Source organism: Arthrobacter sp. NicSoilB8 (genome assembly GCF_019977355.1).
Taxonomy (GTDB): domain Bacteria; phylum Actinomycetota; class Actinomycetes; order Actinomycetales; family Micrococcaceae; genus Arthrobacter.
The window spans coordinates 622,810-640,792 of sequence record NZ_AP024655.1 but is presented as its reverse complement, the minus strand read 5'-3'; the positions used below and the strand labels follow the sequence as shown (position 1 = coordinate 640,792).

Below are 17,983 nucleotides of genomic sequence, written 5' to 3'. Positions count from 1 at the left end.
CGCCCGGACCTCAGTCACGCTTCCGGGGGCCGCCTGGCCTGCGGGTACGGAGTTTCGAACCGGGCGAGCATCTCCACGAATCCCGCGATCTTCTTTTCCCGGGTGGCGGCCTGCTTGACCGCGTTCGTTCGGTAGATCAGCGCGAACCGGTTCACAGACGTCAGGACCTCGAACATCGCCTGCGCCCGGGGCTCCGCCGCGATGGCCGCGGCGAGGTCGTCCGGGACCTCCGCCGCGGCCGCGCCCGGATAAGCGGCCTCCCAGCGCCCGTCCGCCTTGGCACTGAGGACGGCGGCCTGTCCTGCCGGGGCCATCCGCCCGGCCGACTCCAGGCGTTCAATCCGTTCCACGTTCCGCGCGGACCACACACTCCTGGGTCCCCGCCGGGTCATCCGCTGGAACGAGCTCTCCTCATCCCGACGCCGGCCCTGCCCGTCGATCCAGCCGAAACACAGCGCCTCCTGCAGCGCTGCCTCGTAGTCCAGCTCGGTCACCGAGCCGCCTTTCTTGTGCAGCACGAGCCACACGCCGGGACTGTGCGCGTGATGCTGTTCCAGCCAGGCGCGCCACTCGGCGGCGTCCTTCACCAGCAATTCCTCAAGTTCAACGGCCATGGCACCATTGTGCTCCGCGGGGCTGACCATAAGGGTTGCTTTGGTGGGACGATATCCGTGAAAGCCGGAATCCGTCACAACCTTGAGGAGCAACGATGCTGCGTGTCCGCCCGATCCACTTCACCTCCCGCCTTGATGAATGGGAGCGGCTGCTCACCGCCCTGGGCTTGGTCAAGACCGTTGACGAGCCCACCTGGCGGGAGTTCGACGCCGGCTCCGGCCGCCTAGCCCTGCACTTCGTCGAGCAGGGCTCCGCCGGGGACGGCACCACTTCCTTCGGCGTCGAGGTGGGCGATCTGCAGGAATTCGCCCGGCGCACCAAAGAGGCCGGCGCGGCAGACGGCGTCACCAGTGCCGAACTCATCGAGGCAGACCACGGTTCGTCCTGCCGCATCACCGCGGCTGACGGTTTCAGTTTCCTGGCGGACCCGGCCACGCGGGCTGCCGACGGGAGCTGGGGCGGGTCGCCGGAAGCGGACCCCGACATCGCCGTCGTCGGCGTCTGGTTCTCCGAGGATGCCGTCGCGGCGGCTCAAACGCTGCGCCACATCGGCGCGCGGCCCCGCCCGGTCCCGGGCACCGGCGCCGGCGACGCCGAGACCAACACGATCGAATCCGAAGCGTTCACCGCGAAGAACGGCGGCATCCTGATGCTCGGCGCAGGCACCGGGGCCGGGAGCGCCGGCCTGGGCTTCGAATACGCCGGCGATCTCGATGCCCTGCGCGAGCGCCTCAACGAGGCGGGACACGAGGCGGCGGTCATAGAGGAAGCGGCCGTCCCCACCCTTCACGTCGCCAACCCCGATGCGGACGGCATGGCCGCCCATCCCCCGCTGTGGATTTCCGCCGCCCCCGGGGAGGAGTGAGCCCACGGCAATGTGACGGTTCCGCAGGGCGGGCGCGCCTGTTCCGCGACGCGGCGCGGGGAACGGGTCAGGGATGGGGTAGAACTTAACCATGAATGTGCGCACCCCTGACCCGAATCCCGGCTGGCTCTCCGACGACGACTTGTTCGAAGCGCGGGGAAGGCTGCCGATGGTCTACGTCGAGGCCGTTCCGGTCCGGCTGGACCCCCTGGGGTTCGTGAACGAGGTGGGCACCCTCCTGCAGGCCGACGAGGACGGAACCATGGTCAGGTCGTTGGTCTCGGGCCGCGTCCTCTACCGCGAGACCATCCGCGCCGCGCTGCTTCGCCACATGGAAAAGGACCTGGGCCCGCTCGCCTTCCCGCAACTGCCGGTCAGCCCCGTGCCGTTCACCGTGGCCGAGTACTTCCCGTCCCCGTCCCACACGGGCTTCACCGACGACCGCCAGCACGCCGTCGCCCTGGCCTACATCATTCCCGTCACCGGCGAATGCTCCCCCCGGCAGGACGCCCTCGAACTGACCTGGATGACCCCGCAGGAGGTCATGAGCACGGACGTGCAGCTGGAGTTCAGCGGCGGCCGCGGCGCCCTGATCCGGCAGGCGCTGGCCTACGCGGGCGTCGGCAACTAGCCGGCATTACCGGGTCCGGCGCCGCCCCGGGACGCTCGGAGCGTCCCCCGCGTCCCCGACTTCACGCACCCGATTTTGTAGACTGTAGGGCGGACCGCAAGAGAACTTTAAGGACTCCCGATGACCCACCCCCCAGCCTCCCGGAACTACAGCGAACAGCAGGCTGGATCACTGCGGGCCGGCGACCACCTGATCCTGCCCGACGGAAACCGTTCCGCCGAGGTCCACCGGGTGGACGTTGAGTCCGACGATTTCGATACGCCCGCCATGGTCCTGGCGACCCTCAGCGGCGGCGGTGTGCTGCGGATCGCCGCCGGATCAACGGTCCGGATCGCCGGAGACTCCGAACCGGGTGCGGTCACCGCGGAATCCGCCGGGTTCTGGCCCGCGGACAGCGCGGGGGCTGCTCCCGCGGAAGCTTCCGCCGGGTCCGGCGGCGGTTCTTCTGGCGCCGGAGCCCTCGGCGGCGGTGAATCCGACGGCGGTTCATGCGGCGACGGTGAATCCGACGGCGGTTCATGCGGCGACGGTGAATCCGACGGCGGCGCATCGGCGCTGCCGGCGTCGGGACCGTCCCCCGAACCCGAGGAGGTGCCGGACGCCGTTTTGTCCGATGCAGCAGAGGCCGACGCAGCGGTGTCCGCCGTCGTCGTTCCTCCCCAGCCCCTTGCGCCGCCCGCGGTGAGCGGACCCAGCGACGCGGACCTGGCGCACATCCCGGCCCCCGACGGCACGCCGGAATCGGTCGTCGAGGCCGTGGCGGAGGCCCACCCGGGCGCCGTCGGTGTGCTCCTGCTCAGCGAACGGCTCGCCAAGGGCATCAACACCAAGTCCGGGAGCTGCCTGAAGGATCTCAGCGACCTCGCCCATGAACTGTTCGTCACCTTCAAGGACGCCGAAAACGCCCTCGCGGTCGCCGACCTGCTCAACGTCCTGCCCTTCGACGGCAACCCCGGCCGCTGGGCCTCGGTGGAGGCCTCCCTGTCGCTCTCCAGCTACATCTGCCGCCAGCTGGGGCAGGACGAACGCGCCCGGACCTACGAGAAATTCCTCCGCGCGCCGGAAGCCATGGAAGCGGACCCGTTCAAGGCAAGGATCAACGCCAAGGTGCGCCAGCGCTCGCTCAACGAGCCCAACCTGTACGACAAGGAAATCTTCCGCTCGATCGACAACGCGAACCCCGACGCGGAACGTGAATGGCGGCTCCTGCGGCTTGAGGCCCTCCTGTTCCTGCGGGCGCACGGCGGCTCGGAGACCATCGGCATTGCCGAGCTGGAACGCCGGATCGGCAATGAGCTGGAATCCGTCCGCTCCTGAGGCCGCCGCCTGGTCGGCCCGAACCGTTCGGGGCAACCGTTTGGCCCTACCCGTTCGCGGCCGGGCGTTGTAGATTCACCCCATGACGAACAATCTGAGCGTTGTGATCAATTCGGACGCGCAGCAAGTTTGGACCATGCTGCGCGAACCCGGCAGAATCGCCCAATGGCACGGCTGGAACGCCGATGACCAAGAGGCCGAAATCAACGAAATCTACTTCGGCCCCAATGTGGTCGAAGGCGCGGACCACACCTCCCTGGTGGTCGACGGCGGAGACGTCTTCACCCTGAAACCTGTCCCCACGGGCACGGAAGTCAGCGTCACCCGGGCGGCGGTAGACCACAATTCCGAATGGGCCGCCTGGGACGAGGACATCACCCAGGGCTGGCTGACCTTCCTGCACCAATTGCGCTTCGCCCTGGAACGGCACCCGCACGGCAAGCGCCGGACCTTCTTCTTCTCCGTCCCCGGCTCCGGCGGGTCCGCGATAGAAAATCTTGGGCTCAGCGATGTCCCGGCTCCGGGCGACCCTTATTCACTCACCCTGCCCACCGGCGAGGAGATCTCCGGCAAGGTGTGGTTCCGCAGCAATCACCAGGTGGGCCTGACCGTCCACAACTACGCCGAGCACGGCGACGGTCTGCTGATCGTGGCGGACCAGCCCGCCATCGCGGACGTGCGGCCCGACGGCGGATCCCTGGCGATCGTCTCCACCTACGACCTCGGCGCCCACCAGCTCGAGGCGATCCGCAATTACTGGGACAAGTGGCGGGCTGAGAACTACCCCACATCGGATCCCGTCCACTAAGGCCTGGGCAGGGTTAGCTGGCACACTTGAACCGTGCCAGCCAATCCTGACTCCAATCCTTTGCCCCCCGCGCCTGCCCGGCAGTCCGAGTTTTCTTTCCGCGTGGGCAAGAGGCTGAGTGAAGCGTGCCCGCCGTCGGCCGGTCAGGTTGCCGCCAACGGCGGGGAGTTCCTCGGCCGGACCGGCACCATCGCCACCCCGCACGGCGAGATCCAGACCCCGGCGTTCATCGCCGTCGGCACCAAGGCCACGGTCAAATCCGTGCTGCCGGAATCCATCGCCGAACTCGGCGCGCAGGCCGTGCTGGCCAACGCCTACCACCTGTACCTTCAGCCGGGCGCGGACATCCTGGACGAGGCCGGCGGCCTGGGCGCGTTCATGAACTGGCGCGGGCCCACGTTCACCGATTCCGGCGGCTTCCAGGTGATGAGCCTGGGCTCGGGGTTCAAGAAGGTCATCGACATGAAATCGGTGGACCATTCGGGACCCGACGACGCCGTCGCCCCCGGCAAGGAACGCCTGGCGCACGTGGATGAGGAGGGCGTGTGGTTCAAGAGCCATCTCAACGGTGACCGGCACCGTTTCAGCCCCGAGATCTCCATGAACGTCCAGCACCAGATCGGCGCGGACATCATGTTCGCGTTCGACGAGCTCACCACGCTGCAGAACTCGCGCGGCTACCAGGAGGAGTCCCTCGAGCGGACCCGACGCTGGGCCGAACGGTGCCTCACAGAGCACTTCCGGCTCACGGAAGAGCGCGCCGGCAAGCCCTACCAGGCCCTGTTCGGCGTGATCCAGGGCGCCCAGTATGAGGACCTGCGGCGCAAGGCCTGCCGCGACCTCGGCGCCATGAACTTTGACGGCTTCGGCATCGGCGGGGCGCTGGAAAAAGAGAACCTCGGCACGATCGTGCGCTGGTGCAACGAGGAGCTGCCGGAGAATAAGCCGCGGCACCTGCTGGGCATCTCCGAACCGGATGACATCTTCACCGCAATCGAGAACGGCGCGGACACATTCGACTGCGTCTCCCCCACCCGGGTGGCCCGCAATTCGGCGTTCTATCACCCCACCGGCCGCTACAACCTCTCCGGCGCCAAGTACAAGCGCGACTTCGGCCCGCTGCAGGAAGGCTGCGACTGCTACGCCTGCCTGAACTACTCGCGGGCCTACATCCACCACCTGTTCAAAGCCAAGGAGATGGTCTCGGCCACGCTGATTTCGATCCACAACGAGCGTTTCGTGGTGAAAATGGTCGACGACGCCCGGCTCGCCATCGAGGCCGGCAACTTCTTCGAGTTCAAGGCCGAAACCCTGGGCCGGTACTACTCCTAGATACTCCCCGCCGTCCAGGTCGCCGAAACAATTCGGACCCGCCGTCGAATTCGCCGGAACCTCTCGAGGTCGCCGCAACGTCGGAATGAATCAAGCTGTTTGTGACAGCGGGTTGGCTTTGTGGTTGATGCCGGCGTGGGCCGGGGCGGCTGGTGCGGTGGGTTTGTTTCGGTAGCGGTGAGGATGCCGGGCGTGGCAGGCGTTGAGGGTTGCTTGGCGGCGTTGGCGTGCCTGGTCGACTCGTCCTGCGTGGACGGTGTCGGGCGTGTAGTAGTTCAGGCCGCTGTGGCGGTGGTTGGCGTTGTAGTCCGCGAAGAATGCCGCCATATAGTCGCGGGCGTGCTGGAGGTCCTGGAACCGGCGGGGAAAGTCCAGGTCGTATTTCACTGTCTTGAACAGGGATTCTGAGTAGGGGTTGTCGTCGGAGACCCGCGGGCGGGAGTAGGACAGTGTGATGCCCAGGGACTGGGCAAGCTGGAGGGTGCTGCCGGCGCGCATGGGTGCGCCGTTGTCGGCGTGGAGCACGGCAGGGCGCTGCCGGTTTTCGGTGACCGCGCCTGTGATCAGTGCGGCGGCCAGGGCGGCCGTTTCGGTGTGTTCGACCCGGTGCCCGACGACTCTGCGGGAGAAGACATCCAGGATCGCGTAGAGCCGGTAGGTGTGTTTTCCCGGGCCGTGGAGCATCGTGATGTCCCAGCTCCAGAGCTGGTTCGGGGCGGTCGCGTGGATGATGGGTTTGGCTCGTTTGGGGCCGGTTCCCGTGCGCTGTTCGCGGCGGTCGCCGTTCTGCCCGTTCCGGGCCACGATGCGGTGGGCGGCGGCGATGGAGAAGAAACAGTGCCCCGCGTCGAGCATCCGGTAGTAGGCCTGGGTGACGGAGAGGTTGGCGTATTCCCTGGAGTTCAGCAGTTCCATGAAGGCGTCGGCTTCGGTATCGGTGATCCGGTTCGGGTAGGCGCGGTCGGGATGGGGCACCATGATCCCCGACGGTGCAGGCGGGCTCAGGTGCCGGTACCAGGCCGTGCGGTGAACGCCCACCAGGGCGCAGGCCTTCACCGCGGACCAGCCGGCCGTGATCAGTTTCCCGGCAAAGGTCAGGGCGATGTCTTTCCAGGTTTTGGCGTCAGCCACTCCGGCCGGCCCGGCTCCGGTTCCTCCACTTTTGGATCCGTCGCCGCCGCGCTCTTGGCCATCGCGTCCAAGAGCGCGGAAGCTTTTCCCAGAATGTCCACGGCAGCCTCGGACCGCGCCAGCTTGGCCTTGAGGATTTCGTTTTCCTTCAAGACCCGTTTGAGTAACTGCTTATCGCCCGCGTTCAATCGCTGGTCCTCCTCCAGGTTGTCCGATCTGGACCTCAGCTCCCCGGACTCCCGCTGGCGGCACCAACGGTTCATGGTGCCCTCGGTGATGCCCGCCGCCCTGATGAATGCGGCTTTAGCGCCCCACTCGAGGCATTTGTCGTACTCATCCAGCATCGCGTGCTTCTGCTCGGTAGTGAAGTGCTTCCGGTTCGAAACACGAACAGGCATAACGAAATCCATGATGGACCTTTCCCCGCACTGCCCCGGCTCCAGCAACAGGAAACCTGTCACACAACAGCCTGACACACAGGGACGTTCCGGCGATCCCGCAGCTTTCCGGCGACCTCGCGATTCACCGCACGACGGCGGCCCCTACTCCGGGTGCTGTCCGTCCAGCCCCACAACCCTGTTCTCCAGTGCGCTGCGCCGCGCGGCGTCGAGCACCTCAAGGGCCCGTACCCCCTCGACGGCCGGCACCGGTCCGGGCCCGCCGTCCCGAACCGCGCGGGCGAATTCGGTGTAGAACCCGGCATAGTTGTCCTGCTCCGAGTCCGATGCGCACCGTATGGGCCCTTTCTGTTCGTGCGCTGTCCGCACCGCCGTCGAATTCGCCGGAAAGCTGCCCGTTCGCCGGTCTCTTACGGCGAACCCGGCGCTTTCCGGCGACCTCGGGGTATTGATCGAACGACGGTCAGTTCGTGAGGTGCAGCGACGCCGTCAGTGCCGCGTCGGCGTCGCGCAGGACCTTGGCCGCCACCTGGAGGCCTTCGATCCGGCCAAGGGAGACGTCCTCGTGCTCGATGTTGACGAGCATGTTCGGGTCCACCTCATACAGGGCACGCAGGAACTCGGTCCAGTAGGCCGTGTCGTGCCCCCGGCCCAGGGCCACGAAGTCCCAGGCGGAGTTCTTGGGCCACTCGTTGGCCCACTCGTCGCCGCCGAGGTTGGTGCGGCTTTCCTCCGGCGAGAGCCGGCGGAAGCTGTTGTCGAGGACACCGTAGAGCGCGGCGTTCTCCTTGTTCACTCGGACGTCCTTCGCGGCGGCCTGGAAGACCAGCGGGCCGAGTTCGCGAACCACCGCGACCGGATCCATCTGCTGCCAGAACAGGTGCGAGGCGTCCAGTTCGACGCCGACATGGGTCGCGCCGGTCAGCTCGATGAGCTTGCGGACATCGGCCGTGTTGAAGACGATGTTCTGCGGGTGCAATTCAAGGGCCACCTTCACACCGTGGTCGGCGGCGAGGCGGTCGGTTTCCTTCCAGAAGTCCGCTGCGATGCCCCACTGGTAGTCGAGCACGTCCAGGGCCGCCGAGTTCCAGGCGTTGACGACCCAGTTGACCGTGGTGGCCCCGGGTTCGCCGCCGGGCAGGCCGGACATGGTGACCACCCGGTCCTGGCCCAGCCGCTGCGCCAGCCGGATGGAGCGGCGGATGTCTTCGGCGTGCTTCTCGCCGATCTCACGCTTGGGGTGCAGCGGGTTGCCGTTGCAGTTCAGGCCCGCGATCGAGACGCCGGTGCCCTCGAAAATCGCGAGGTAGTCGTCCCGGGCCGCGTCGCTTTCCAGGATCTGGTCCATGGTGGGGACGTGGACGGCGGGCAGGAATCCGCCCGTGTTGATTTCAATGCCGGTCAGTCCGAGGCCGGCGATGACCTTCAAGGCCTCGGGCAGCGGCCGGTCGTGCAGGATTGCGTTGTAGACGCCGAGCTTCATAGCGTGATCATCTTTCCGTCGTGGAGCGCGGATTCGGTGACCGCGCCGAGCAGTTCCATGTTGCGCACGCCCTCGTCGAAGGTGGCGCAGCGGGGCAGGGATTCTTCCTCGCTGAGTCCGGCGACCTCTTCCAGGAACGCCCGGGCCTGGTAGCCGAAGGCGTCGTTCTGGCCGAAGCCGACCTCGGGGGCGTCCATGGCCAGGCCGCCGGCGATGTAGGGGTGGCCCGGGCCGAGGATGACCTGGCGGTAGCCGTTCTCGTTGCCGGAACCATCGTTGAGGAACAGCTGGATTTCGGCGGGGCGGCGCTGGTCAAACTTGGCCGCACCGTTCTCGCAGAACACTTCGAAGTTGAGGCTGTTGGCGTGGCCGGCCGCGACGCGGGAGACTTCAAAGCTGCCGGCACCGTTTTCGAACTCTGCCGAGAACGCCGCGTAGTCGTCGTTCTCGACCGGCTCGAAGGTGTCACTCACTGCCGCGTGGTCGTGTCCCATGACGGCGCCGAGCGGCAGCGGACGCTTGCTGATCACGGTGCTGAGGCGGCCGCCGGTGACGGACTTGATGTCGCCGCAGAGGAACTCGGAGACGTACGTGAGGTGACTTCCGACGTCGGCCAGCGCACCGGAGCCGGGGCCGCCCTTGTAGCGCCAGCTCATGGGCGCCGACGGGCTGAAGCCATAGTCGGTCCAGTAGCGGCCGCTAAAGTGCAGGACGTTGCCCAGGACGCCGTTGCGGATGAGGTCGCGGATGTACGCGATGCCCGGCGTGCGGCGGAAGGTGAACCCGATGCGGGCAATCGAGCTGGCGTTGCGGGCAGCCTCGGCCATGGCGCGGGCGTCCTCAATGGAGTCGCTCAGCGGCTTTTCGCACAGCACGTGCTTCCCGGCGGCCAGCAGACCTTCCACGACTTCGCGGTGCAGGGAGTTCGCGATCACGACACTCACGACGTCGATGTCGTCGGCTGCGGCGATCGCCTGCCACGAGGTGTCATTGCGTTCGTAGCCGAAACGCTTCGCAGCGAGGGATCCGAACTCGGCGTTGACATCGCCGATGGAGACCAGCCGGATGGGAGGAAGAACCGGGCTGTACAGCGCCGAGGCCGTGCGGTATGCGGCCGCATGCGCCTTTCCTGCCATGCCGGCGCCGATTACGGCAACTCCTAAACTGTCAGCCATCGATTTCTCCTTTGAAATTCGGCCAGGCCGATGGCCCGACACTAGAAAATTGGAGCGCTACAAAAACTGGCGCTGTAAGAAGCGTAGCTATGTGCATATGTCCTGTCAATGGTGCGACAGTTATCCTCGAATGAGACATGAAAGGCTCTGCAGATGACGCTGAACACCTCTCGAACCCGCCGGCCGACGATCTACGACGTCGCCAAGAGCGCCGGCGTCTCCCCGTCCCTGGTTTCCCTTGTGCTGCAAAACCCGTCCAAGGTCAGCCAGAAGCGCCGGGACGCCGTCCGGGCGGCCATGTCGGAGCTAGGATATCGACCCAGCCGGGCGGCGACAACGCTCGCCAGCAGCCAGACCAAGAGCATCGGGCTCGTCATTGACGACTTCCGGAACCTCTGGTTCGTGGACCTCCTGCGCGGCATGGAATCAGCCCTCTCCCCGCACGGCTACCAGGTCACCCTCGCGGACTCGCGGCCGGGCGAAAACCGGATCACGGAGGCCGCGGACGGCCTGCTGGCCATGCACGTGGAGGGCCTCGTCATCGCCGCCGAACCGAGCGCGTCCATGATGGCCGGGACCTGGGTTCCCGCCGTCGTCGCCGGCTGGCGGGACGGCGTTCCGGCCGGCGCCGACCTCATTACCAATGACGACGATGGCGGCGGCCGCATCGCGGCGGAGCACCTGCTGGGGCTCGGCCACACGCGGATCGGACACCTCACGGGCGCCGGCGGAGCCGCGTCCCACCGGCGGGAAGGCTTCCGCAGCCGCATCGTGGAGGCCGGCGTCGAGGTCCGGATCGCCGGCGAATCCCAGGGGACCTCCGAGGAAGACGGCTACGCGGCCGCCTGCTGGCTGCTCGAACACCACCCCGACACGACGGCCCTGTTCGCGGCCAACGACACCATGGCCCTGGGCGCCCTCGCCGCCGCCAAGGCACGTGGCCTGTCCGTCCCGGCGGACCTCTCCGTGATCGGCTACGACAACTCCCAGCTGGCCAAGTCGCGCTACCTGGACATCACCTCCGTGGACAACCGCAGCGACGTTGTCGGCGTGGACGTGGCCACCACCCTGCTGGCCCGGATCCAAGACCCCACCCTCGAACCCCGGCGCGAACTGATCGAGCCCGCCCTCATCGTCCGCGGCACCACGGCCCGAGTTTCCGGCTGACACTCGCGCCGTCGAACTCGCGGGAAACCACCGAACTCGCCGTAAATTCGGAATGAATCAAGCTGTTTGTGACAGCGGGTTGGCTTTGTGGTTGATGCCGGCGTGGGCCGGGGCGGCTGGTGCGGTGGGTTTGTTTCGGTAGCGGTGAGGATGCCGGGCGTGGCAGGCGTTGAGGGTTGCTTGGCGGCGTTGGCGTGCCTGGTCGACTCGTCCTGCGTGGACGGTGTCGGGCGTGTAGTAGTTCAGGCCGCTGTGGCGGTGGTTGGCGTTGTAGTCCGCGAAGAATGCCGCCATATAGTCGCGGGCGTGCTGGAGGTCCTGGAACCGGCGGGGAAAGTCCAGGTCGTATTTCACTGTCTTGAACAGGGATTCTGAGTAGGGGTTGTCGTCGGAGACCCGCGGGCGGGAGTAGGACAGTGTGATGCCCAGGGACTGGGCAAGCTGGAGGGTGCTGCCGGCGCGCATGGGTGCGCCGTTGTCGGCGTGGAGCACGGCAGGGCGCTGCCGGTTTTCGGTGACCGCGCCTGTGATCAGTGCGGCGGCCAGGGCGGCCGTTTCGGTGTGTTCGACCCGGTGCCCGACGACTCTGCGGGAGAAGACATCCAGGATCGCGTAGAGCCGGTAGGTGTGTTTTCCCGGGCCGTGGAGCATCGTGATGTCCCAGCTCCAGAGCTGGTTCGGGGCGGTCGCGTGGATGATGGGTTTGGCTCGTTTGGGGCCGGTTCCCGTGCGCTGTTCGCGGCGGTCGCCGTTCTGCCCGTTCCGGGCCACGATGCGGTGGGCGGCGGCGATGGAGAAGAAACAGTGCCCCGCGTCGAGCATCCGGTAGTAGGCCTGGGTGACGGAGAGGTTGGCGTATTCCCTGGAGTTCAGCAGTTCCATGAAGGCGTCGGCTTCGGTATCGGTGATCCGGTTCGGGTAGGCGCGGTCGGGATGGGGCACCATGATCCCCGACGGTGCAGGCGGGCTCAGGTGCCGGTACCAGGCCGTGCGGTGAACGCCCACCAGGGCGCAGGCCTTCACCGCGGACCAGCCGGCCGTGATCAGTTTCCCGGCAAAGGTCAGGGCGATGTCTTTCCAGGTTTTGGCGTCAGCCACTCCGGCCGGCCCGGCTCCGGTTCCTCCACTTTTGGATCCGTCGCCGCCGCGCTCTTGGCCATCGCGTCCAAGAGCGCGGAAGCTTTTCCCAGAATGTCCACGGCAGCCTCGGACCGCGCCAGCTTGGCCTTGAGGATTTCGTTTTCCTTCAAGACCCGTTTGAGTAACTGCTTATCGCCCGCGTTCAATCGCTGGTCCTCCTCCAGGTTGTCCGATCTGGACCTCAGCTCCCCGGACTCCCGCTGGCGGCACCAACGGTTCATGGTGCCCTCGGTGATGCCCGCCGCCCTGATGAATGCGGCTTTAGCGCCCCACTCGAGGCATTTGTCGTACTCATCCAGCATCGCGTGCTTCTGCTCGGTAGTGAAGTGCTTCCGGTTCGAAACACGAACAGGCATAACGAAATCCATGATGGACCTTTCCCCGCACTGCCCCGGCTCCAGCAACAGGAAACCTGTCACACAACAGCCTGACACACAGGGAATTTCCGGCGCCTCCGCCGCGTTCCGGCGAACTGGGTGGGCCGTCCCAAAAAGAGCCGTCGCCACAACTCCGGGTGCGGCCTCGCGTTTTCCACATGACGACGGCGGGGCCTGCCGCCCGCTTCCATGGCAGCCCAAGCTGGTGGCATGACGCAGAACCCCTTGAAGCTGCCACCGATGGGTAACCTCTGGCGCACCGAACAACTCCTGGACCTCGGCTACGGCCCCCGGGCCATCCGTTCGCTCCTGGATTCGGGCATTCTCGTCCGGCTCCGGCACGGCTGCTACATCCGCGCGAGCCTTTGGCGGGCCCAGTCCCCCACCACCCGGAGCCGGCAGCTCATCTACGCCCATGCCCACGGGACGCGGACGACGTCGACAGGCACCTTCCACTACAGCCACACTTCCGCGGCGCGTCTCCGCCGCCTCTATCTGTGGGACGTGGATGACGCCATACACCTCCTCCAGAAAGTGCGCCCCTCGAACGAGCGCCACGGCAGGGACGTCCGCTGCCACACGCGTCCCTTCGCCGAGCACGAGGTTGCCATGGTGAACGGGCTCCGGACGACTTCGCTGGAGCGCACAACGGCCGACTGCGCCATGCTGCTGCGCTACAGGCAGGCGTTGATCCTCACTGACCACGCACTTCGCCTGGGCGCGGACCAAAGCGTCCTGCAGGCCATGGCAGATGATCTGGACGGCCGGCGGGGAATCCGGACATTCCGCCGTGTCCTCGCCTCGGCAGATCCGCGGTCCGAATCTCCCGGTGAGACTCTGACCCGCGAGCTGATTCTGCGGTGCCGGATCAAGCCTCCCGAGCCGCAGCTTGAAGTGTCTAGCCGCGCTGGGCGTCATCGCTTGGACTTTGCGTGGAAGGAGGAGAAGGTCGCCCTCGAGTTCGACGGCAAGATCAAGTACTTCGATTACAGTCCCACGGCCGAGGTGCTCTTCGAGGAACGGCGGCGGGAGAAGGCCTTGACTGAAGAGGGCTGGCGGTTCGTCCGCGTGGAGTGGAAGGACCTCTTCCGCGAGCAGGAATTCGAGAGCCGTCTGCTTCGTGCACTGGCCGGCCGCCGCCCGCACCCGTGAGCGTCGAATTCGCCGGAAGCCCGCGACGTCGCCGGAAACTCCCTGTGTGTCAGGCTGTTGTGTGACAGGTTTCCTGTTGCTGGAGCCGGGGCAGTGCGGGGAAAGGTCCATCATGGATTTCGTTATGCCTGTTCGTGTTTCGAACCGGAAGCACTTCACTACCGAGCAGAAGCACGCGATGCTGGATGAGTACGACAAATGCCTCGAGTGGGGCGCTAAAGCCGCATTCATCAGGGCGGCGGGCATCACCGAGGGCACCATGAACCGTTGGTGCCGCCAGCGGGAGTCCGGGGAGCTGAGGTCCAGATCGGACAACCTGGAGGAGGACCAGCGATTGAACGCGGGCGATAAGCAGTTACTCAAACGGGTCTTGAAGGAAAACGAAATCCTCAAGGCCAAGCTGGCGCGGTCCGAGGCTGCCGTGGACATTCTGGGAAAAGCTTCCGCGCTCTTGGACGCGATGGCCAAGAGCGCGGCGGCGACGGATCCAAAAGTGGAGGAACCGGAGCCGGGCCGGCCGGAGTGGCTGACGCCAAAACCTGGAAAGACATCGCCCTGACCTTTGCCGGGAAACTGATCACGGCCGGCTGGTCCGCGGTGAAGGCCTGCGCCCTGGTGGGCGTTCACCGCACGGCCTGGTACCGGCACCTGAGCCCGCCTGCACCGTCGGGGATCATGGTGCCCCATCCCGACCGCGCCTACCCGAACCGGATCACCGATACCGAAGCCGACGCCTTCATGGAACTGCTGAACTCCAGGGAATACGCCAACCTCTCCGTCACCCAGGCCTACTACCGGATGCTCGACGCGGGGCACTGTTTCTTCTCCATCGCCGCCGCCCACCGCATCGTGGCCCGGAACGGGCAGAACGGCGACCGCCGCGAACAGCGCACGGGAACCGGCCCCAAACGAGCCAAACCCATCATCCACGCGACCGCCCCGAACCAGCTCTGGAGCTGGGACATCACGATGCTCCACGGCCCGGGAAAACACACCTACCGGCTCTACGCGATCCTGGATGTCTTCTCCCGCAGAGTCGTCGGGCACCGGGTCGAACACACCGAAACGGCCGCCCTGGCCGCCGCACTGATCACAGGCGCGGTCACCGAAAACCGGCAGCGCCCTGCCGTGCTCCACGCCGACAACGGCGCACCCATGCGCGCCGGCAGCACCCTCCAGCTTGCCCAGTCCCTGGGCATCACACTGTCCTACTCCCGCCCGCGGGTCTCCGACGACAACCCCTACTCAGAATCCCTGTTCAAGACAGTGAAATACGACCTGGACTTTCCCCGCCGGTTCCAGGACCTCCAGCACGCCCGCGACTATATGGCGGCATTCTTCGCGGACTACAACGCCAACCACCGCCACAGCGGCCTGAACTACTACACGCCCGACACCGTCCACGCAGGACGAGTCGACCAGGCACGCCAACGCCGCCAAGCAACCCTCAACGCCTGCCACGCCCGGCATCCTCACCGCTACCGAAACAAACCCACCGCACCAGCCGCCCCGGCCCACGCCGGCATCAACCACAAAGCCAACCCGCTGTCACAAACAGCTTGATTCATTCCGAACTAACGGCGACCCCGCAGGTTTCCGGCGAGTTGGGTGGCTCCGGCCGGCGGCGGAGGCCAGGGGCGGAGTGCGCGGCGTCGGCCGGCCGCGGAGGGGCCGCCACCAGGTGCGGAGCGGAGTGCGCTGCGGCAGCCGGCGGCGGAGTCCTAAGCCCCGTAGCTCGGTTCGCGTTTCTTGACCCAGCCAATGGAAAGCGAGGTCAGCGGGACGAAGGCGAACTCCACAAGGGTCTTGTAGAGGAAACCCACCAGGACGTAGTTCACGAACATCCCGGCGTCGGTAATGCCGATCACGGATGCGGCGATGCTGCAGAAGATCAGCGTGTCCACGAACTCGCCAACCACCGAGGAACCCATGATGCGCGCCCACAGGGACCTTTCCCCGGTCCGTGCCTTCATCTTCACGAGGATCCAGGAGTTGATGGTCTGGCCGGCGAGGAAAGCCAGGAGCGAGGCCAGCACGATCTGCGGGACCGGACCCAGTGCACCTTCCAGGGCAGCCTGCTTGGAGGCGCCATACTCGTCGCCGAATCCCGGCAGGGCGATGATGACCCAGTAGCAGAGGGAGGCAAAGACGGAGAGCGCGAACGTGGTGACGATGGCCTTGCGCGCCACCTTGAAGCCGTAGACCTCGCTGATGACGTCGCCCAGGATGTAGGCCAGCGGGAAGAGGAAGAAGCCTCCGTCGGTGATGATGGGTCCGATCGCCACGCCCTTGGACGCCCCAATGTTGGACAGGATCAGCACCACCGCCATGACAGCGAGCATGATGCCGAAGTACGGGGAGCCGATCGAGGCGAATTTTGGCGGCGCTGACGCGGGGAAAGTCTTGGCGGAAGTCATGGGCATTCCATTCATAGTGGTTCGCTCGGCGGCCCGTGCCCGCACGGGGGAACGTTCGGCGGCCGGCTGTATTAGCACTGGACGGCCCCGGTGGCGTGCACCTCCGGAACCGCCTCCATTCTCGCACCCAGCCGGCGCGGAATCCTGATGCCACCGGCCCCGCACACCGCCCGTCGCCACTGTGCCCTGTACACTCCGGTCCCTCTGCCTTCCGGTCCTGTCCGGTCCCGCACAGTGAAGCTGCCCCTGTGAACGCTCCGGGACTGGTGGCAGGATGGGGCCATGGAGGAGACCCATGCCTGACACGGCGGTTTCCACGCGCGCCCTCGTCAAGCGGTACCGCGACGTGACCGCCGTCGACTCGCTGAACCTCGACGTCCGCCGCGGCGAGATCTACGGGTTCCTCGGCCGGAACGGTGCGGGAAAGACGACCACCATCCGCATGCTGCTCGGCCTGATCCGGCCGAGCGGCGGGGAGGTGACCGTCCTCGGCCGGCGCATGGCCCCTGGCGAGACGGGCGTGTTCTCGCGCATCGGTTTCCTCGTTGAGACCGCGACCGCCTACCCTAACCTCACCGTGCGTGAGAACCTCGACATCCAGCGCCGGCTCACCGGTTCTCCGCCGCGATCAGTCGCCGAGTCGATAACACTGCTGCGCCTTGATCCTTACGCCGACCGGCGCGCCGGTCAGCTCTCGCTCGGCAACAAGCAGCGTCTCGCCCTCGCCCGCGCCCTGCTGCACTCCCCAGAACTGCTCGTGCTCGACGAGCCCGCCAACGGCCTCGATCCGGCCGGCATTGTCGAGATCCGCGAGCTGCTCCGTTCGCTCGCCGACGACCGCGGCGTCACCGTCTTCATGTCGAGCCACATCCTCGCCGAGGTCGCGCACCTGGCCGACCGAATCGGCATCGTCCACGACGGCCGCCTCATCGAGGAGTCCTCGCGCGATGAACTCGCCGCGAAGGCCCGTGCGTTCGGGACCGATGCCTACACCCCGGAGGAGCGTGAACAGGCGCTGCTCACACTGGATCTGGAGCGCTACTTCCTCGCGCGCACGGGCGATGGGGCGTCGTCCAAGGGCGTGCCGTCCACGGGCGGGACGGCCTGATGTTCGGCCAGGTTCTCGCCACCGAGTTCATGAAGCTCCACCGTGCCAAGGCGACGTGGGCCACGCTGGCGGTACTCGCCATGATGCCGCTCGGCATCGCGCTCTTCATGTGGATCGTGCGGGAACCGGGGCGGGCGGCCCAACTGGGGCTTCTGGGCACCAAGGCGAGCCTCGCCGGGCTCGAGGCGACGTGGCCCCAATACTTCTACATGCTCACGCTGGTCTTCGGCGTCGGCGGGATGCTCCTGCTGGCGTTCATCGTCGCCTACCTGTTTGGCCGGGAGTACCGTGATGCCACCGCCAAGAATATGCTCGCGCTACCCGTGTCACGTCACTGGTTCGCCATCGCGAAGCTGACGGTCGCGGCGCTGTGGTGGATGGCGCTGATCGTTCTCGTCCTCGTCGAGGCGATGGCGATCGGACTGGCAATGGGGCTGCCGGGGCTCTCCGCGGAGCTGGCCGCAGCCGGAATCGCGAACGCCCTGCTCGCCGCGACGATTTCTTTCCTGCTCGCGCCCGTGGTCGCCTGGATCGCAGTGTGGAGCCGTGGCGAAGTGGCCCCCATCGCCTTCTCGCTCGTCATGCTGGCCCTGGGCAATCTGTTCGGCAAGACCGGCTGGGCGGAGTGGTTTCCCTATTCGATCGTCCCGCTGCTGATCGGCATGGTGGCCGATCCCGTCGACACGCTCCCGGCAGGCAGCTACGTGGTGCTCGCGGGGACGTTCGCAGCGGGCACCGCCGCCACCATCCTGCAGCTGCGGTTCGCGGACAACGCCCAGTAGCCCGGTCCTGAGCGGTTGCCGCCCAGGCCGCGGCCAGTTCAGCGGCCGGATACCCCTGCGGATCACCGCCGGCGCCAGCAGCAGC

Annotated in this window: 20 protein-coding genes; 11 read left to right on the top strand and 9 right to left on the bottom strand. The window is 66.7% G+C overall.

Annotated elements, in window-relative coordinates; genetic code table 11:
* Positions 1–14: 14 nt before the first annotated feature.
* Complete coding sequence (locus LDO15_RS02990) at positions 15–614, bottom strand: YdeI/OmpD-associated family protein (RefSeq protein WP_223983853.1); 600 nt, start codon at positions 612–614, stop codon at positions 15–17.
* Positions 615–709: 95 nt separating this feature from the next.
* Between LDO15_RS02990 and LDO15_RS02985 the strand changes: the two genes are divergently transcribed.
* The 5 genes from LDO15_RS02985 (at position 710) to tgt (ending at position 5,568) form a co-directional block, all read left to right on the top strand.
* Positions 710–1,480 (top strand): VOC family protein, encoded by a 771-nt coding sequence (locus LDO15_RS02985; protein WP_223983852.1) that lies wholly within the window; start codon positions 710–712, stop codon positions 1,478–1,480.
* Positions 1,481–1,571: 91 nt separating this feature from the next.
* Positions 1,572–2,111, top strand: a complete 540-nt coding sequence (locus LDO15_RS02980; RefSeq protein WP_223983851.1) for an NUDIX hydrolase family protein — start codon at positions 1,572–1,574, stop codon at positions 2,109–2,111.
* Positions 2,112–2,231: 120 nt separating this feature from the next.
* Entirely contained in the window at positions 2,232–3,428 is a 1,197-nt protein-coding gene (locus tag LDO15_RS02975; protein ID WP_223983850.1) for a DUF6707 family protein, read from the top strand.
* 82 nt (positions 3,429–3,510) lie between these two features.
* Positions 3,511–4,236, top strand: coding sequence for an SRPBCC domain-containing protein (locus tag LDO15_RS02970; RefSeq protein ID WP_223983848.1), 726 nt, complete (start codon positions 3,511–3,513; stop codon positions 4,234–4,236).
* Positions 4,237–4,269: 33 nt separating this feature from the next.
* The gene (gene tgt / locus LDO15_RS02965) at positions 4,270–5,568 is read left to right on the top strand and encodes a tRNA guanosine(34) transglycosylase Tgt (protein WP_223983845.1); all 1,299 of its coding nucleotides are present in this window, start codon (positions 4,270–4,272) and stop codon (positions 5,566–5,568) included.
* 90 nt (positions 5,569–5,658) lie between these two features.
* On the opposite strand, the gene LDO15_RS02960 is transcribed toward tgt, so the two are convergent.
* The 5 genes from LDO15_RS02960 to LDO15_RS02940 all read right to left on the bottom strand — a co-directional run bounded on the left by LDO15_RS02960 (position 5,659) and on the right by LDO15_RS02940 (position 9,755).
* On the bottom strand, positions 5,659–6,699 hold the full coding sequence (locus LDO15_RS02960) for an IS3 family transposase (RefSeq protein WP_223983825.1): 1,041 nt from the start codon (positions 6,697–6,699) through the stop codon (positions 5,659–5,661).
* Positions 6,663–7,097: a hypothetical protein gene (locus LDO15_RS02955; protein WP_223983828.1), complete on the bottom strand. Its 435-nt coding sequence runs from the start codon at positions 7,095–7,097 to the stop codon at positions 6,663–6,665. Before LDO15_RS02955 ends, LDO15_RS02960 begins: the two co-directional genes overlap by 37 nt.
* 144 nt (positions 7,098–7,241) lie before the next feature.
* Positions 7,242–7,466, bottom strand: coding sequence for a Gfo/Idh/MocA family oxidoreductase (locus LDO15_RS02950; protein WP_223983843.1), 225 nt, complete (start codon positions 7,464–7,466; stop codon positions 7,242–7,244).
* 94 nt (positions 7,467–7,560) lie between these two features.
* The gene (locus tag LDO15_RS02945; RefSeq protein ID WP_223983840.1) at positions 7,561–8,580 is read right to left on the bottom strand and encodes a sugar phosphate isomerase/epimerase; all 1,020 of its coding nucleotides are present in this window, start codon (positions 8,578–8,580) and stop codon (positions 7,561–7,563) included.
* Positions 8,577–9,755: a Gfo/Idh/MocA family oxidoreductase gene (locus LDO15_RS02940; RefSeq protein ID WP_223983837.1), complete on the bottom strand. Its 1,179-nt coding sequence runs from the start codon at positions 9,753–9,755 to the stop codon at positions 8,577–8,579. Before LDO15_RS02940 ends, LDO15_RS02945 begins: the two co-directional genes overlap by 4 nt.
* 153 nt (positions 9,756–9,908) lie before the next feature.
* On the opposite strand from LDO15_RS02940, the gene LDO15_RS02935 reads away from it, so the two are divergent.
* A complete protein-coding gene (locus LDO15_RS02935) occupies positions 9,909–10,922 on the top strand; it encodes a LacI family DNA-binding transcriptional regulator (protein ID WP_223983834.1) in 1,014 nt (337 codons plus the stop codon).
* 57 nt (positions 10,923–10,979) lie between these two features.
* Here the strand turns inward: LDO15_RS02935 and LDO15_RS02930 are convergent, their stop codons facing one another.
* Together LDO15_RS02930 and LDO15_RS02925 are read right to left on the bottom strand one after the other, a co-directional pair.
* Positions 10,980–12,020, bottom strand: coding sequence for an IS3 family transposase (locus tag LDO15_RS02930; RefSeq protein WP_223983825.1), 1,041 nt, complete (start codon positions 12,018–12,020; stop codon positions 10,980–10,982).
* Positions 11,984–12,418, bottom strand: a complete 435-nt coding sequence (locus LDO15_RS02925) for a hypothetical protein (protein WP_223983828.1) — start codon at positions 12,416–12,418, stop codon at positions 11,984–11,986. Before LDO15_RS02925 ends, LDO15_RS02930 begins: the two co-directional genes overlap by 37 nt.
* Before the next feature lie 231 nt (positions 12,419–12,649).
* On the opposite strand from LDO15_RS02925, the gene LDO15_RS02920 reads away from it, so the two are divergent.
* From LDO15_RS02920 to LDO15_RS02910, 3 genes are all read left to right on the top strand, one after another.
* The gene (locus tag LDO15_RS02920) at positions 12,650–13,591 is read left to right on the top strand and encodes a type IV toxin-antitoxin system AbiEi family antitoxin domain-containing protein (RefSeq protein ID WP_223983831.1); all 942 of its coding nucleotides are present in this window, start codon (positions 12,650–12,652) and stop codon (positions 13,589–13,591) included.
* 124 nt (positions 13,592–13,715) lie between these two features.
* Positions 13,716–14,150, top strand: coding sequence for a hypothetical protein (locus LDO15_RS02915; RefSeq protein WP_223983828.1), 435 nt, complete (start codon positions 13,716–13,718; stop codon positions 14,148–14,150).
* Entirely contained in the window at positions 14,114–15,154 is a 1,041-nt protein-coding gene (locus LDO15_RS02910) for an IS3 family transposase (protein WP_223983825.1), read from the top strand. The genes LDO15_RS02915 and LDO15_RS02910 overlap by 37 nt, the downstream gene beginning before the upstream one ends.
* Positions 15,155–15,312: 158 nt before the next feature.
* Here the strand turns inward: LDO15_RS02910 and LDO15_RS02905 are convergent, their stop codons facing one another.
* Entirely contained in the window at positions 15,313–16,008 is a 696-nt protein-coding gene (locus LDO15_RS02905; RefSeq protein ID WP_223983822.1) for a queuosine precursor transporter, read from the bottom strand.
* A 295-nt stretch (positions 16,009–16,303) separates the two neighbouring features.
* Between LDO15_RS02905 and LDO15_RS02900 the strand changes: the two genes are divergently transcribed.
* Both LDO15_RS02900 and LDO15_RS02895 read left to right on the top strand, forming a co-directional pair.
* Positions 16,304–17,116, top strand: coding sequence for an ABC transporter ATP-binding protein (locus tag LDO15_RS02900; RefSeq protein ID WP_223983819.1), 813 nt, complete (start codon positions 16,304–16,306; stop codon positions 17,114–17,116).
* A complete protein-coding gene (locus LDO15_RS02895) occupies positions 17,116–17,898 on the top strand; it encodes an ABC transporter permease (protein WP_223983817.1) in 783 nt (260 codons plus the stop codon). The genes LDO15_RS02900 and LDO15_RS02895 overlap by 1 nt, the downstream gene beginning before the upstream one ends.
* Positions 17,899–17,983: the final 85 nt, after the last annotated feature.